The following is a 13827-nucleotide window of genomic DNA, read 5'->3' as shown; positions in this document are numbered from 1 at the left end:
TCCCCTTTTTGTTGTCGAAGAAAAGCTCCGGTGCGGCGGGCCGCGCCGGAGCGAGAGCCTTACTTGAACGCGTCGAGCACCGGCTGCGGCGCGTCGCGGTTGAGCGAGTCCTTCCAGCCCTGCGCGACATTCTCCTTGGTGACGGTCAGGGCCGGGGCGACGACGAAGGCTGGTGTCGGCTGGCCAAGCAGCGACTTCATGCCGGAAGCAGCCATGGCGCGGCCGAGTTCATAGGCCTTGTCGGCGACGAGGGCTGCGACATTGCCGCCCTTGACCATGTCGAGCGCGACCGGCTCGGCGAGGTCGAGCGTGACGATCTTGGTCCTGGCGTTGCCGGCGCCGCGTAGCGCCGACAGCACGCCGTCGGCCGGCTCGGCCCAGGTCACGTAGATGCCGTCGAGATCGGGATGTTGCAAAAGCATCGCGTTGGCCAGTTCCTCGGCGCGGGCCGGGTCGGATATGCCCTGTTCGGCGACGATCTTGATGTCGGGATAGACCTTCTCGATGGTGGTCTTGAAGGCTTGGTCGCGCTGGTTGGTGACGTAGTAGGCAGCGTCGTGGAAAATGTAGCCGACCTTGCCCTTGCCGCCGATCGCCTTGGCCATCGCGTCCGCAGCCTGCTTGCCCATCTGGAATAGATCGTCAGTCACGATCGAAGCGTAGTCGGTGCCCTGCTTGTAGTCCTTGGGCAAGTTGGACAGGAACACCAGCTTGGTGCCGTCCTTGACCGCCTGGCGGAAGGCTTCTGCCGAGGTGACCGGGTCGAGCGGCAGCGCCAAGATGACGTTGGGCTTGGCGGCCAACGCCGTCTCGATGTCGCTGCGCTGGCGGGCGGAGTCGAACTGGGCATCCGTTTTGACCGCAATGGTGATACCGGCGCGGGCGAATTCGTCGGTGGCGCCGGCGGTTACCGCATTGGTGAAATCGGACGAGGTGTGCCAGAGCAAGGCAGCCTTGTAGCCCTTGTCCTTGAGCGCGGCGATGTCGGCATCGCTTAGGATCACGTCGGCGCTCGGCGTGGCGCTCTCGCCCTGCGGGCCGACCGTCTGTGCGAAAGCTGGGTTGGCGGCAAGCATCAATCCGCCGGCAAAGGCGGCGGCGATCAGTGTCTTCATCGGCATGTCAGTTCTCCCATTTTGCTTCGTTGGTGGTTCAGTCGGCCACGCCGCAATAGCGGGCCATGAAGGCGGCGAAGCCGACTATGCCGGCGAAATATTCCTCGACATCCACGTGCTCCTCGAATGTGTGGCAATTCCTGATGTCGCCGGGCGCGCAATAGACGGCAGGAATACCGAGCTGATTGATGATGAAGGGGGACTCCGACCAGAACGGTGCGCCCTCGATGACGCCGCGTCCGCTCATTGCGCCGGCCATCGCGTCGGACAGCATGGCGACTTCCGCCCGCGTTTCGCCGATCTCGGCAGCGGTGCCGCCCAGCCTGTGGTCGCGGCCGGCGGGGTAGGCGAACTCTACCGAAATATCCGGATCGGTGATCGCGCCGCGCACGGCAGCCTCGATCTCGGCGGCGGCGGTGTCGAGGTCTTCGCCAGGCAACAGCTTACGGATCAGCGAGAGCGTGCAGCGCTCGGGAACGGCAATGTAGCCGCCGCCGGCAAGCCCGGTGATAAGCAGGAAGCCGCGCCCGACCAGTTTGTGCTCGGCGCGCGCGGCGACCTCATCCGAATGCTTCCAAAGCGCCGTCATCGCGGCATGGCTTGCACGGAGCGCATCCTTGCCGAGTTCTGGCACACCGAAATAGGCGGATTTGCCGGTAATCGAGATATCGGTGATGAAGAAGCCGATCTGCGCCGCATAAACGGCCAGGCGGGTCGGCTCGACATAGACGCTGAAATCGGGTGCTGTGACCTCGCCGGTCTCGATGCGTCCGACGAAGTGCTTGATCCCGGCGGAAATGCCGGTGCCGGGCTGGCCGCTCTCCTCGTCGCCGATGAAAGCGAAGGCGACGTCGCCCTTGAGGCGAACGCCTGCCTTGTCGAGTAGCGCGAGTGCCGCCAGCGAAGCAGTGATGCCGGCCTTGAGGTCGCCTGAGCCGCGGCCCCAGACAGCACCATCAATGATCGGGGCGGCGAACGGATCCTCACGCTCGGTGCCTGCCCAATGCTCGCGCCAGCCGTCGACATGGACGGTGTCGGTATGGCCCATGAACAGCAGGCGCTTTCCCTGGTCGGCCCCCTTGCGCTCGCCCCAGATGTTGGGCCGCCCGGGAAGAAATTCCGTCCTGGTCAGGCCGCTGAGGTCAAGGTCGCGCATCCTGGCTTCTAGGAAGTCGACGAAGTTGGCTTCGTTGCCGGTGATGCTCTCTCGGCCGATGGCGCGGCGAAACAGCGTTAGTGCGTCGTCGCGGTCGAGCGCTGCCTGCAGGCGGGCGGTAATATCGTGAGTCATATCGCGGCCTCCTTCAGGGCGGCGGCCTGGGCAGGCGGCAGCGAAATCCGGCCATCAGGCGCGTCGACGCCGAACAGCGTGTTGTGCAACTGGCCAAGGCCGATTGCCGCCGCGCCAATGAGGGCTGCGCGTGCGCCGAGTTCGCTCGCCTCGACCCTGACCGGATAGGGGAAGCATAGCGGCAGAAGCGCCTGCACCCTGGACAGGATTTCGGGCCGCAACCCAATCGAGCCGCCGAGGATAAACTTTTCTGGATTGGCGATTGCCGCGATTGCCGCAACGCCTTGCGCCAGATGGCGGGCAGTTTCGTCGAGCACGGTGAGCGCGTCCTTGTCGCCAAGCGCGGCATTCTCGAATATTGCCGGCACCGAGACCTGCCTGCCGGTGAGAGCGTGGTAGCGATCGGTCATGGCGTGGGTGGCCACCGCGCGTTCGAATGCGCCGGTGCGCAGTGATTCCTCGGTGAAGGGATCGGCCCCGATCGGCATGAAACCGATCTCGCCGGCGGCGTGCCCAGCACCCCGCACCAGATGGCCGCCCAGCATCAGCCCGCTGCCGATGCCGGTGCCGAGCGCGATGTAGGCGAGATTGTCGATGCCCTGGCCTTGGCCGAGCCAGTTCTCGCCAAGCACCGCGAGATTGACGTCGTTCTCGATCATCACCGCGACGCCGAGCGCTTCTTCGAAGGCATCCAGCACATTCATTGTGTCGAAGCCGGCAATGTTCGGCGCCATTAAAATGCGGCCGGTGGCCGGGTCAGGAGCGCCAGGCGCGCCGATGACGGCCAGGCGTATCTTCTTGCGCGCGACGTGCTGTCTGGCCGCGGCATCGAAGGCCAGCGCTGCAATCTGATCGACGACGAACTGGCCGCCGCGCGGGTCGGTCGGTGTGGCGGCTTCGGCAAAGATCTGGCAGGCAAGGTCCGTCAGCGCGACCCGCACCTTGGTGCCGCCAAGGTCGACGGCGATGATATAGGCTGCGTCGTGGACCAGTTCGTAGGTGACGGCGGTGCGCCCGACATGGCCGCTGGTGCGGCCGGTTTCCTGGACCCAGCCCTCCTGCTCGAGCCCGCGCATGATTTCGGAGATGGTCTGCTTCGACAGGCCCGTCAGCTTGGCGATCGAGGCGCGGGAGATCGGCCCGCCCTGGACGATCGCTTCCATCACGGAGCGCTGTGAGAACTGACGGGATATGCGCGGCAGGTCAGTCACATTGAACTCCCGTTAATTCGTTCTATGACCGAACTTATTATTCGGAACTGGACCTGTCAATGTATGTTCGCGAGCGGCCGTTTTTGCGCACGCGAACATTGATCCGGAGGCAGGATTCAGGCGCGGTGCTGCCGTTCGGCAGAAGATAAATGCGGTCAGGGAGTGGCTGGATCAGCTTCTTGAATCAATTGGGCGAACAGCTTCGCAGCGCATTGACAAATAACGATCATGCTAGTCTCTGAGGGGCACTGTTTTCTACAGGAGATCAATACAGCGGATGGTTCGCCGGTCCATATCTCTCGTATTCTCTCGTATGGGTCTGTCGAACCATGGGACGATGAACGAGACCAACTATTGGCTTCGAGAATATCGGTGATGTACCGCGGGTCTGCGTCCCAGTGAATGGCTCAAATGGGGCCGGCAGCGGAACGTCCGTTTGCAGTTTGCAAACGTGGATAACTACCATACCGCCTTAACTCGCAAAGACCCGTTTGACGCCAACTGGGCTGGCCCGAAGCCGACCTCTCCGTCCAGCATAGTCCGATCATATTCGGCGCAAGCTGCTCGCTTGAACCGTGGGATAGAATTCCGCCAATCTCGACCCGCCTATGCCTGGGTGGCCCCTGCTCACAATCACGAGCGTAGCGCCATCTTTCCGAATGGCCGGGTGAGGCTGGAGAAATCGCCGCTGAACCTTCTCGACCAGCCATTCTCCGGCTTTGGCAAAAAGCCGGTTCGAAGGCTTTTCCGCCATGTGCCGTTGCCTTTCGCAACGAACGGTCAACCGACTGTGAATAGCACTTGCAGGCACGTGGTTGTCAGGCGCCCACCGAACTTGACAAGCAGTCTTGCAGGAACTGCGTCGAGCACTGAACGTTTGACCAAGCGCGGGCATCTCCGCCTTGGCTAAGGACCATCAATGTTCACGTTCATGTTTGCCACCGGCATCGAGAACAGCACCCCCACCATTCGACAAGGCCGGGAGCGCGTCGACGAAATGGAAAAATGCCGCTTCTACGAACGATGGCGCACCGACTTCGAACTGGTCCAGGATCTCGGGGTGCATTTCCTCCGCTACGGACCTCCCATCCACAAAACATGGCTGGGTGACGGACGTTATGATTGGGCATTCGCCGATGAGACCTTCGCGGACCTGAAGGCGAAAGACATTCTTCCGATCGTCGACCTTTGCCATTTTGGCGTGCCGGACTGGATTGGCAACTTCCAGAACCCGGACTTTCCGACACTATTCGAGCACTACGCCAGGGATTTCGCGATGCGCTATCCGTGGATCCAGCTCTTCACCCCAATAAATGAGATGTTCATCTGCGCCACCTTTTCGGCCCGCTGGGGATGGTGGAACGAACAACTGAGCAGCGACACTGCTTTCGTCACCGCCCTCAAGCACATCGTGAAGGCGAACGTGCTTGCCATGCGGGCGATTCTCGAGGTGCGGCCGGACGCCATCTTCATTCAGAGCGAATCCTCGGAATACTTCCACGCCGATTCTCCCGAGGCGGTCGGCAGAGCGGAACGGTTCAACAGCGAGCGTTTCCTGTCGCTTGACCTCAACTACGGTCATGACGTCGACGCGCACACCTATCGCTATCTTCTCGAAAACGGGATGACGGCCGAAGAATACAGTTTCTTCCTGGAAAGCCATCTGCGCAGGCATTGCGTGATGGGCACCGACTATTACCAGACCAACGAACATCGGGTTTGGGCAGACGGAACGACGTCCGGGTCCGGCGAGGTGTTTGGCTATGACGAGATCACGCGGCAGTACTTCAACCGCTACCGGCTTCCCGTAATGCATACGGAGACCAACATCAGCGAAGGCCCCAATGGAGACGAGGCCGTCTATTGGCTGTGGAAAGAGTGGGCCAACGTGCTGCGGATCCGCAACGATGGCATCCCCATCGTAGGCTTCACCTGGTACTCGCTGACGGATCAGGTGGACTGGGACAGTGCGCTTCGGGAGAACAACGGACGGATCAATCCGCTCGGCCTCTATGACCTCGACCGAAATCCGAGGGCGGTGGGGCGCGCTTTCAAGGCGCTGATCGCGAACTGGAACAAGCTGTTGGCCACACAAAGTGTCTGCCTTGCTTTGCCGGTCTTTCTTCCCTCACAGCAAGACGATGCCATTGTTCGCGCGCAACAGGATTATGCGCGCAGCCTGCTGAGCGTGGATCGGGTCGCTGAAGGCTGGACTGAACCACTTGCTGCTCCCCAGAAAGAGGTCGAACCCGATGCGCCTGGATAACAAGACTGCATTGTAACCGGTGCTGCAAGCGGCATTGGACTGGCCATCGCCATGCGGTTGGGCACCGAAGGTGCACGGGTGAGCCGACGTGGGTGGAGGCAAGGTCGAGAAGGCGCGCATCGGTTCGACAAGGGGCGCGCCGGGGAGGCCGCTATCACGGTGCTGTCGACTTGCGCTCACGCGTTCGGCAGGTTGGTAATAATCGTCAACAACGCGCCGGCCTGATAATCTTTAACCATTGAGGCATTCACTAGAGCGGGCTGGCTGAAGGTGCTGAGCGTCGACCTGCTGGGAGCAATCTATTTCGCCGGAAAGGCATTCGCTCATATGACATCTGGCGGCGTCATCGTAAAACATATTGAGTGTGCGCGGTCGAGACGAGCTCCGCATGTCGAGCTATACGCCGCGGCAAAGGCCACCCTCCTGTCTCTAGCCGAGACCCGACGCAGTTCGCACCTTGGCCGACTGGGCATGAATCCGGACGATTACCGAACCAAATGGAACCTGCCTCGCAATTACCCGATGGTGGCACCCAACTATTCGGGAAGCGTTCCGCATATCGCCTCTAACACCCAGTAGCGGACAGCTCTCGCCTGAGGCGTCAGTCGTCGTTGAAGCGCTCCGGCATCGCATTCGAGACCAAGGCTGGTGCACAAGGATCATGACATCGAATTCCACTCTATACAGGAACAAGTGCCTTTCCTCGAGATTAGGGTTCGACGCCGCAACGGCGTCGAACCCCAAAGGAGACTCACATGAAACGTAAGATTTTGACAGCTACAGCGATCTCTCTCTGTCTCGCCACCGCGGCCTTGGCGCAGTCGTCGGGAACATCCAGCGGCACGAACGGAACGTCCGGCTCATCGGCCGGGTCGGGTATGAGTTCTACGTCCGGCTCAGGCCAAAGCGGTATCCCGAGCGGCTGGGACAGCAAGCTCTCGGGCTCATTCTTCAGCGACGCCAATTCGGGAAGACTTCTGTCGCAGGATGAGATCCGCAAGAACTGGTCGTCCCTGAGCTCTGAACAGCAGGCACAGGTTCGCTCCGACTGCTCGAGAATGACGGCCAGTAACGGCACTGGCTCTGGCACAATGACCGGCACGTCAGGTAGCTCGGCTTCGACCGGCAGTGATACAACGGCGAGTGTCGGCACCGGCTCTGGCACAGCCACCGGCACTTCAGGCAGCTCTGGTTCGACCGGCAGTAACACCACGGCCAGCAACAGCACTGGTTCGGGTACAACCACCGGCACGTCGGGATCCTCGAATACAGCTGGCGATACGACCGCCAGCACCAGCACGGGTTCGGGCGCGAACTCGGCTGCTCAAATGGCTTCGATGCAGCAGCTCTGCACCCAGGTTCAAGGGATGTGACTGAATGCGGGCTCCGGGCCGGCTTGGCCGAGATAGAAGAGGCCTTGACGGCCCGGACATCGCTTTGGTTTGGTAGCCATTCGGCGCTGAAGTCGGCCGGTGATCGGTGTCACAACTCGGCGCTTGTATCGCCGGCGACCGTCCCTCGCCAATAGCGCGCTTCGCGTCGAGACACTTCTCTCGGGCAAGGGCAAGTGAGATTCCGTCCCGTCCATACCTGCCAAGACAGACCGTCTCGCGGCGTCCGTTGAGCCTGTAATCCAGCCGAAAGGAGATCGCGCCACTAGGCATGACGCGAACATACATGCCGTCGCGGTAAGCAATCTTGTAGATTTTCACTTTTGGTTCAGGGCTTTAAGGGCGACGTCCGTCAGCATTCCCCGCTACCTCCTGAAAAGTACCGTCAGTACAATTTCGAGGCTCTTCGGCAGAACATTCGTTTTATCTTCAGTGCCTTAAGGCATCAAAAAACACCGTCAGAGCCTCATTGGATCTGACGGTACTTCGAAAAATCTGAGCTAGCAATTTGCGGAAGGTCCGTCAGCCGGTCCGTCAAATCCAATCTCCGCACCGATTGTCGCTAATTGTCTCCGAATGGATTTATACGTGTTATCAAATGGTTGTGGCGTACAATGGCGTGTTTCCGGCGGCGTTTGGGTAGGTCTGAATCATTCCCACTCGATGGTGCCTGGCGGCTTCGACGTCACGTCGTAGACGACGCGGTTGATGCCGCGGACTTCGTTGATGATGCGGGTGGCCGCCGCGCCGAGGAAAGCCATGTCGTAGTGGTAGAAGTCGGCGGTCATGCCGTCGACGGACGTCACGGCGCGCAGCGCGCAGACGAATTCGTAGGTGCGGCCGTCGCCCATCACACCAACGGTCTGCACCGGAAGCAGCACGGCGAAAGCCTGCCAGATGGCGTCGTAGAGGCCGGCCTTGCGGATCTCGTCGAGATAGATGGCGTCGGCCTCGCGCAGGATTTCGAGCTTCTCGCGGGTGATACCGCCGGGGCAGCGGATGGCAAGGCCTGGTCCAGGGAACGGATGGCGGCCAATAAAACTTTCGGGCAGGCCGAGTTCCTTGCCCAGTGCCCTCACCTCGTCCTTGAACAGTTCGCGCAGCGGCTCGACCAACTGCATGTTCATGCGCGCCGGCAGGCCGCCGACATTATGGTGCGACTTGATGGTCACCGACGGGCCGCCGGTGAAGGAGACGCTCTCGATGACGTCGGGATAGAGCGTGCCTTGCGCCAGGAAATCGGCGCCGCCGAGTTTCTTGGCCTCTTCCTCGAACACTTCGATGAACAGCCGGCCGATGGTCTTGCGCTTCTTCTCGGGGTCGGACTCGCCTTCCAGCGCCGAGATGAATTTTTCCGACGCGTCGACCAGGATCAGCGGCAGATTGTAGTGCTGGCGGAACATCGCCACCACGCCGGCGGCCTCGTCCTTGCGCATAAGGCCATGGTCGACAAGAATGCAGGTCAGCTGGTCGCCTACCGCTTCGTGGATCAGCAAGGCAGCGACCGATGAATCCACGCCGCCCGACAGCGCGCAGATCACCTTGCCCTTGCCGACCTGTTTGCGAATTGTCTCGACCGCGTGCTCACGATAGGCGCGCATCGTCCAGTTGCCTTCGATGCCGGCGATCATGTGCACGAAGTTTCTCAGCAGCCTGGCGCCATCCGGCGTATGCACAACTTCCGGGTGGAACATGATGCCGTACATCTTGCGCGCGACATTGCCGAAAATGGCGAAGGGCGAGCCTTCCGACTTGCCGAAGACCTCGAACCCCTTGGGCAGCGAGATGACGCGGTCGCCATGACTCATCCACACCTGGTGACGCTGGCCGGGCGCCCACAGGCCTTCGAACAGCGGGCTGTCCTTTTCGATCTCGACGAAGGCGCGGCCGAATTCGCGATGGATCGAGCTTTCGGCGACGCCGCCCATCTGCACGCACATGGCCATCTGGCCGTAGCAGATGCCGAGCACCGGCACGCCGGCATCGAAGACGATCTGGGGCGCGCGTGGGCTGCCGATGTCCGATGTCGAGGCGGGACCGCCCGACAGGATCACGGCTTTCGGATTGATGCGCTTGAAGGCAGCTTCGGCCGATTGGAACGGCACGATCTCGGAAAACACGCCAGCCTCGCGGATGCGGCGGGCGATGAGCTGCGTAAACTGGCTGCCGAAATCGACAATCAGGACTGTATCGGGATGATTGGCTGTCGTCATGGCGAGCCTTTAGAGAAAGAAACGAGTCGGCGCAATGGGGTGCGTAGCCCGACTTTCAGAGCGCTGCCGGCTCTTGCCCAGGCTGCTCCTTGTGTAGCGTGCCGGAGCCGATGGCCTGTTCGAGGCGCACGACTGCATCCGCCAGCTTCTCGTCGATGACATGCAGGTATTCGGTCCAGTCGCCGACATGCCGCAGATCGGCAGCGCCGTCGGAAATGCCGCGCAGGCCGATCAGCGGGATATCGAACAGCTGGCAGGCGCGCAGGCAGGCGAAGGTTTCCATGTCGACCATGTCGGCGGCGATGGCGTCATAGGCGGCACCGGTGATGATGGCGCCGCCGGTCGACAGGCTGGCTTCTTTAATGCCCGGTATCCTGAATGATAGCGGGAGGGTCACCGGCAGGTCGAGGAACGGCGTCGCGCCTTTTTCGAAGCCTAGCGGCGAAGCGTCGATGTCGCGATAGCTGACCGAGACCGCCTGGTAGATTTCCGTCTGCTCCAGTGTGCGGCTGCCGGCGGAGCCGAGCGAGACGACGAGATCGGGCAGCGTCTTCTCAGACTTCAGCCATGATAGTTCGGCGCCGAGCCGCACACCTGCCTCGACCGGGCCGACGCCCGTCATCAGCGGCGTGAACAGTTTTTGCAGATGCGGACCGTACTCGGCCTGCGCCGCCATGACGAAAAGAACGTCCTTGCCGCCAATTCGCGACACTTTGCCGGTCATGAATTCGACTCCCTCGGCTGCGGAACAGAAAGGGCGGTGCTCTCGTCGCCTGCCGGCCCGTCGCTATGGCTCCGGGTCGCTCGAAAAGCCAATTTGGGGGCTTTTCGTCCGTTACACGGACCACTCCTCATCCCGCTATCCCGTCACGGCCAACCACCGTCATCATCGTGCCGGTCATGGTCGCGATCAGCTTGGCCTCGCCATCGGCGGCAAAGGCGTACGCTTGGCCATCGGCGACAATGATGGTGCGGCCGGGTTTGGTCACCGAGCCGCGGAACAGGAAGCGTTCGCCCCGGCCGGGCGCCAGGAGATTGACCTTGAACTCGATGGTCAGCACGCCGGAATTTTCCGGCATCAGCGAGAACGCGGCGTAGCCGCAAGCCGAGTCCAGTGCGGTCGAAATCACGCCGGCATGCAGGAAACCATGCTGCTGCGTGAGTGCGGCCGAATAGGGCATTTCGATCTCGATGATGCCCGGCGTCACAAGCGTCAGTTCGGCGCCGATGGTCGCCATCGCCTGCTGGCGCGCGAACGACGCCCTGACGCGGTCCTCATAATCGGGTGCGGGTACGATCTTTGCTGCCATGGCCATCGCCCTGATTTATCTGCAAAGCTTATCGCAGACGCCTGAACGCCACGCAAATGCTTTTGCTGCACTGCAGCAAAGCACTCAGTTCAACAGGAGCAGCGACGCGTTGAGCAAGGTGGCGAAGGCTACCCACGCGGCATAGGGCGCAAACAGCCAGCCGGAAACCCGGTCGCGGTTCCACACCGTGGCTATGAACAGCGCAATGCTGGCGAGAAGAGCCAGGATCACGACCAGTGCCGGCCCCATCTGTTTGGCGCCGAAGAAAGTCGGCGACCACGCGAAGTTCAGAACAAGCTGGAGGGCCCAGATCTTCATCGCGGCGGCTGCTCGTTCCCGCTCCCATGTCCGCCAGCCGGCCACGGCGATCAGCACATAGAGGAGCGTCCAGGCCGGCGCGAAGACCCAGTTGGGCGGGTTGAAGGACGGCTTGGCGAGCGAGGCATACCAGTCACCCGGCAGCGTCGCATAGCCGATCAACAGGCCGCCGCCGAGCACCAGAAGGAGGAAAAGCAGAAGCGACACATATCTTTGCAAGAATTCTACCCCGTCTGGCGGCCGACGCCGCGCATCTGCAACTGGCGCTATGTCAGCCTGTCAATCGCAGCGTCAATTCGCCCGACGCAGCGCACAGAAATGGAACCCGTCGGTGCCGCTCAGAGCCGGCGACAGCGAGATATCGCTTGTCTTGCCGATCCGGGCGGCCGCTGCGTGACCGGGGAAGCTGGCATCCCAGAGCGCGCGATGATCGACCGGAACGAAGCCCTTGTGCCGTTCGCGAAAGGCGGCGACCTGCTCGCCATTCTCCTCGTCGAACACCGAACAGGTGATGTAGACCAGCAGGCCGCCCGGTTTGACATAGGCATTCGCCGCATCGAGGATCGCCGACTGCTCGCCCTTGCGGGCATCGAGCTGTCTTTGCGTCAGCCGCCATTTGGCGTCTGGACGGCGCCGCCAGGTGCCGCTGCCGGTGCAGGGCGCATCGACCAGCACAATGTCCATGTGGCCTGCGAGGGGGCTGAGCTCAGCCGGCTTGGTGACAACCTGGACGTTGCGGTTTTCCGAACGGCGGATGCGGTCGAAGATCGGCGCCAGCCGCGCCTTTTCGGCATCATGGGCGAAGACCTGACCTTTGTTGGCCATCGCCGCAGATAGCGCCAGCGTCTTGCCGCCGGCGCCGGCGCAGAAATCGAGCACCTGCATCCCGGCTTGCGCGCCGGCAAGGGTTGCAACGATCTGCGAACCCTCGTCCTGAACCTCGAACCAGCCCTTTTGGAAAGCCGGCTCGGCCTGTACGTTGGGGTGCCGGCCGTCGCCGTCGATGGGCGGGATGCGAATGCCTTGCGGCGCAATAGCAGCTGCCTTGGCGCCGGTGTCGGCGAGTTCCGCCAGCACTTTGGCGCGGTCGGACTGCAGCGTGTTGACCCTGATGTCGAGCGGCGGGCGGGTCGCCAAAGCCGCCCCTTCCGCAACCCAGTCTGCGCCAAAGGATCGTTCGAAGAGCGGCGCGCACCAGTCGGGTATGTCCGCCCGCACCGCCTCCGGCGCGTCTTCAGGCCGGCGCTCGGCCAGCGCCTGCAACTCGGCGGCGCTGAGCAGCGGCGGCGCGAACTTGTCACCCTGGAGCGCATCGTTAAGCGATTGCGGCGTCTGGCCCCATTCGATGAGCAGCGCGCCGAAGCCAATGGCGCGGGGCGTGTCTTCACCCAAAAGCCAGCCGGCGGAACGTTTGTGGCGCAGCGCGTCGTAGACGATGTTGCCGATCGCCGCGCGGTCGCCGCCGCCCGCAAAGCGATGCGACAGGCCCCAATCTTTCAGCGCATCGGCCACCGGCCGGTGGCGCCGGCCAATGTCGTCCAGCACTTCAATGGCTGCCGCCAGCCGTCCGCCCAGTCGCATTCGTCATTCCATCTATCGAGCACAGTATCTTTCGGCCTGCTCTTAGAGCGTTTCGCGTCGAGATTGAACCCCGCTTGAATTTCGCGGCGACGAGGCCTTCCGCTCGCGGCCGACGATTTTCCCCGCCGGCAAATGTCTGCACGCCGGCGATAACAAATCTCAAATATATGCAAGGTCTCTAATGTTGGTAACTGGCCGCCGTAAGCACGATCTGTGGCGCAATTGCTCTGCTTTCCAAGCTTTTGCGTTGGGAATACTCTTTGCGCCATGATTCGCGGCGCGGAAAAGCGGACCGACGGATCGATACGAGGAGAGGGCAATGAAAACGTATCTTGCGGAAGTTCTAGGGACATTTCTATTGGTGTTTATCGGCACGGCGTCGGTGGCGACGGGTGGCTTTCTCGCCGACTTGCCGCTGGGCCAGGAAGCCATCGGCCTGGCGTTCGGCATCGGCCTGATTGCGGCGGCTTACGCGGTGGGTCCCATCTCAGGCGCACATCTCAACCCGGCCGTCACGCTCGGCGTCTTCCTTGCCGGCCGGCTGCCGGCCAAGGATGTCATTCCTTACTGGATCGCGCAGATCATCGGCGCCGTTCTGGCCTCGCTGGCGCTGTGGATCATCGTCTCCGGCCAGACCGGCGGGCACACCACCGGTTTCGGCGCCAATGGCTGGGACGTGGCGAAATGGGGGACGAGTTCGGCCTTCCTGTGGGAGCTGATCGGCACCTTCACCTTCGTCACCGTCATCCTCGGCGTCACCGCCGAGAAGCACTCGACGGCGTTCGCCGGCCTGGTCATCGGCCTGACGCTGGCCGGACTGCACTTCGCAATGATCCCGGTGACCGGCACCTCGCTCAATCCGGCGCGTTCGATCGGCCCGGCGCTGTTTACCGGCGGCGCAGCCCTCAGCCAGCTCTGGCTGTTCATCGTTGCGCCGCTGATCGGCGGCGCAATCGCTGGCGTCGTCGCCAAGGCACGCATCTTCGAAAAGGACTGATTTCGAAGCCTGCGAAAACGAAGGGGGGGGGGGGGGGGGGGCGCCCCGCGCCGGGGGGGGGGGTGTTTAGGGGGAGGTGGGGGAGCAGGGGGGGGGTGGACGCTGGAGGTTAAAAAAAAAACAACAAGCCCACC

12 protein-coding genes and 1 pseudogene are annotated in these 13827 nt (G+C 62.2%); 3 read left to right on the top strand and 10 right to left on the bottom strand.

The annotated features are described in order from the left end of the window. Positions 1–59 precede the first annotated feature (59 nt). The 3 genes from NKI31_RS30300 to NKI31_RS30290 are packed head-to-tail and all read right to left on the bottom strand — an operon-like array spanning position 60 to position 3617. Positions 60–1121: a substrate-binding domain-containing protein gene (locus NKI31_RS30300; RefSeq protein ID WP_031194643.1), complete on the bottom strand. Its 1062-nt coding sequence runs from the start codon at positions 1119–1121 to the stop codon at positions 60–62. Positions 1122–1152: 31 nt separating this feature from the next. Then, complete coding sequence (locus tag NKI31_RS30295) at positions 1153–2406, bottom strand: M20 family metallopeptidase (RefSeq protein WP_023667730.1); 1254 nt, start codon at positions 2404–2406, stop codon at positions 1153–1155. Beyond that, the gene (locus tag NKI31_RS30290; protein ID WP_023681814.1) at positions 2403–3617 is read right to left on the bottom strand and encodes an ROK family transcriptional regulator; all 1215 of its coding nucleotides are present in this window, start codon (positions 3615–3617) and stop codon (positions 2403–2405) included. Before NKI31_RS30290 ends, NKI31_RS30295 begins: the two co-directional genes overlap by 4 nt. Positions 3618–4536: 919 nt before the next feature. Between NKI31_RS30290 and NKI31_RS30285 the strand changes: the two genes are divergently transcribed. Beyond that, on the top strand, positions 4537–5883 hold the full coding sequence (locus NKI31_RS30285) for a family 1 glycosylhydrolase (RefSeq protein ID WP_023667728.1): 1347 nt from the start codon (positions 4537–4539) through the stop codon (positions 5881–5883). Positions 5884–6120: 237 nt separating this feature from the next. Next, positions 6121–6462, top strand: coding sequence for an SDR family oxidoreductase (locus NKI31_RS31900; RefSeq protein WP_502898742.1), 342 nt, complete (start codon positions 6121–6123; stop codon positions 6460–6462). A gap of 172 nt (positions 6463–6634) precedes the next feature. Here NKI31_RS31900 and NKI31_RS30270 read toward each other — a convergent pair whose 3' ends face one another. From NKI31_RS30270 to NKI31_RS30240, 7 genes and pseudogenes are all read right to left on the bottom strand, one after another. Beyond that, complete coding sequence (locus NKI31_RS30270) at positions 6635–7183, bottom strand: hypothetical protein (RefSeq protein ID WP_023738284.1); 549 nt, start codon at positions 7181–7183, stop codon at positions 6635–6637. Between the two features lie 196 nt (positions 7184–7379). Beyond that, positions 7380–7633 (bottom strand): annotated as a pseudogene (locus NKI31_RS30265) (Arm DNA-binding domain-containing protein); the annotation flags it as partial. Between the two features lie 291 nt (positions 7634–7924). Beyond that, on the bottom strand, positions 7925–9487 hold the full coding sequence (gene guaA, locus NKI31_RS30260) for a glutamine-hydrolyzing GMP synthase (protein WP_352653309.1): 1563 nt from the start codon (positions 9485–9487) through the stop codon (positions 7925–7927). Positions 9488–9542: 55 nt separating this feature from the next. Then, positions 9543–10211: a 5'-methylthioadenosine/S-adenosylhomocysteine nucleosidase gene (locus NKI31_RS30255; RefSeq protein WP_352653308.1), complete on the bottom strand. Its 669-nt coding sequence runs from the start codon at positions 10209–10211 to the stop codon at positions 9543–9545. Positions 10212–10338: 127 nt separating this feature from the next. Then, positions 10339–10797: a PaaI family thioesterase gene (locus NKI31_RS30250; RefSeq protein WP_023686843.1), complete on the bottom strand. Its 459-nt coding sequence runs from the start codon at positions 10795–10797 to the stop codon at positions 10339–10341. A gap of 84 nt (positions 10798–10881) precedes the next feature. After that, positions 10882–11334: a TspO/MBR family protein gene (locus tag NKI31_RS30245; protein ID WP_352653307.1), complete on the bottom strand. Its 453-nt coding sequence runs from the start codon at positions 11332–11334 to the stop codon at positions 10882–10884. 72 nt (positions 11335–11406) lie between these two features. Beyond that, a complete protein-coding gene (locus tag NKI31_RS30240; RefSeq protein WP_352653306.1) occupies positions 11407–12696 on the bottom strand; it encodes an RsmB/NOP family class I SAM-dependent RNA methyltransferase in 1290 nt (429 codons plus the stop codon). Between the two features lie 319 nt (positions 12697–13015). On the opposite strand from NKI31_RS30240, the gene NKI31_RS30235 reads away from it, so the two are divergent. After that, complete coding sequence (locus NKI31_RS30235; RefSeq protein WP_352653305.1) at positions 13016–13693, top strand: MIP/aquaporin family protein; 678 nt, start codon at positions 13016–13018, stop codon at positions 13691–13693. Positions 13694–13827 lie beyond the last annotated feature (134 nt).

Source organism: Mesorhizobium sp. M0659 (assembly GCF_040320605.1).
GTDB lineage: Bacteria > Pseudomonadota > Alphaproteobacteria > Rhizobiales > Rhizobiaceae > Mesorhizobium.
This window is presented reverse-complemented; position numbering and strand designations above follow the sequence as displayed.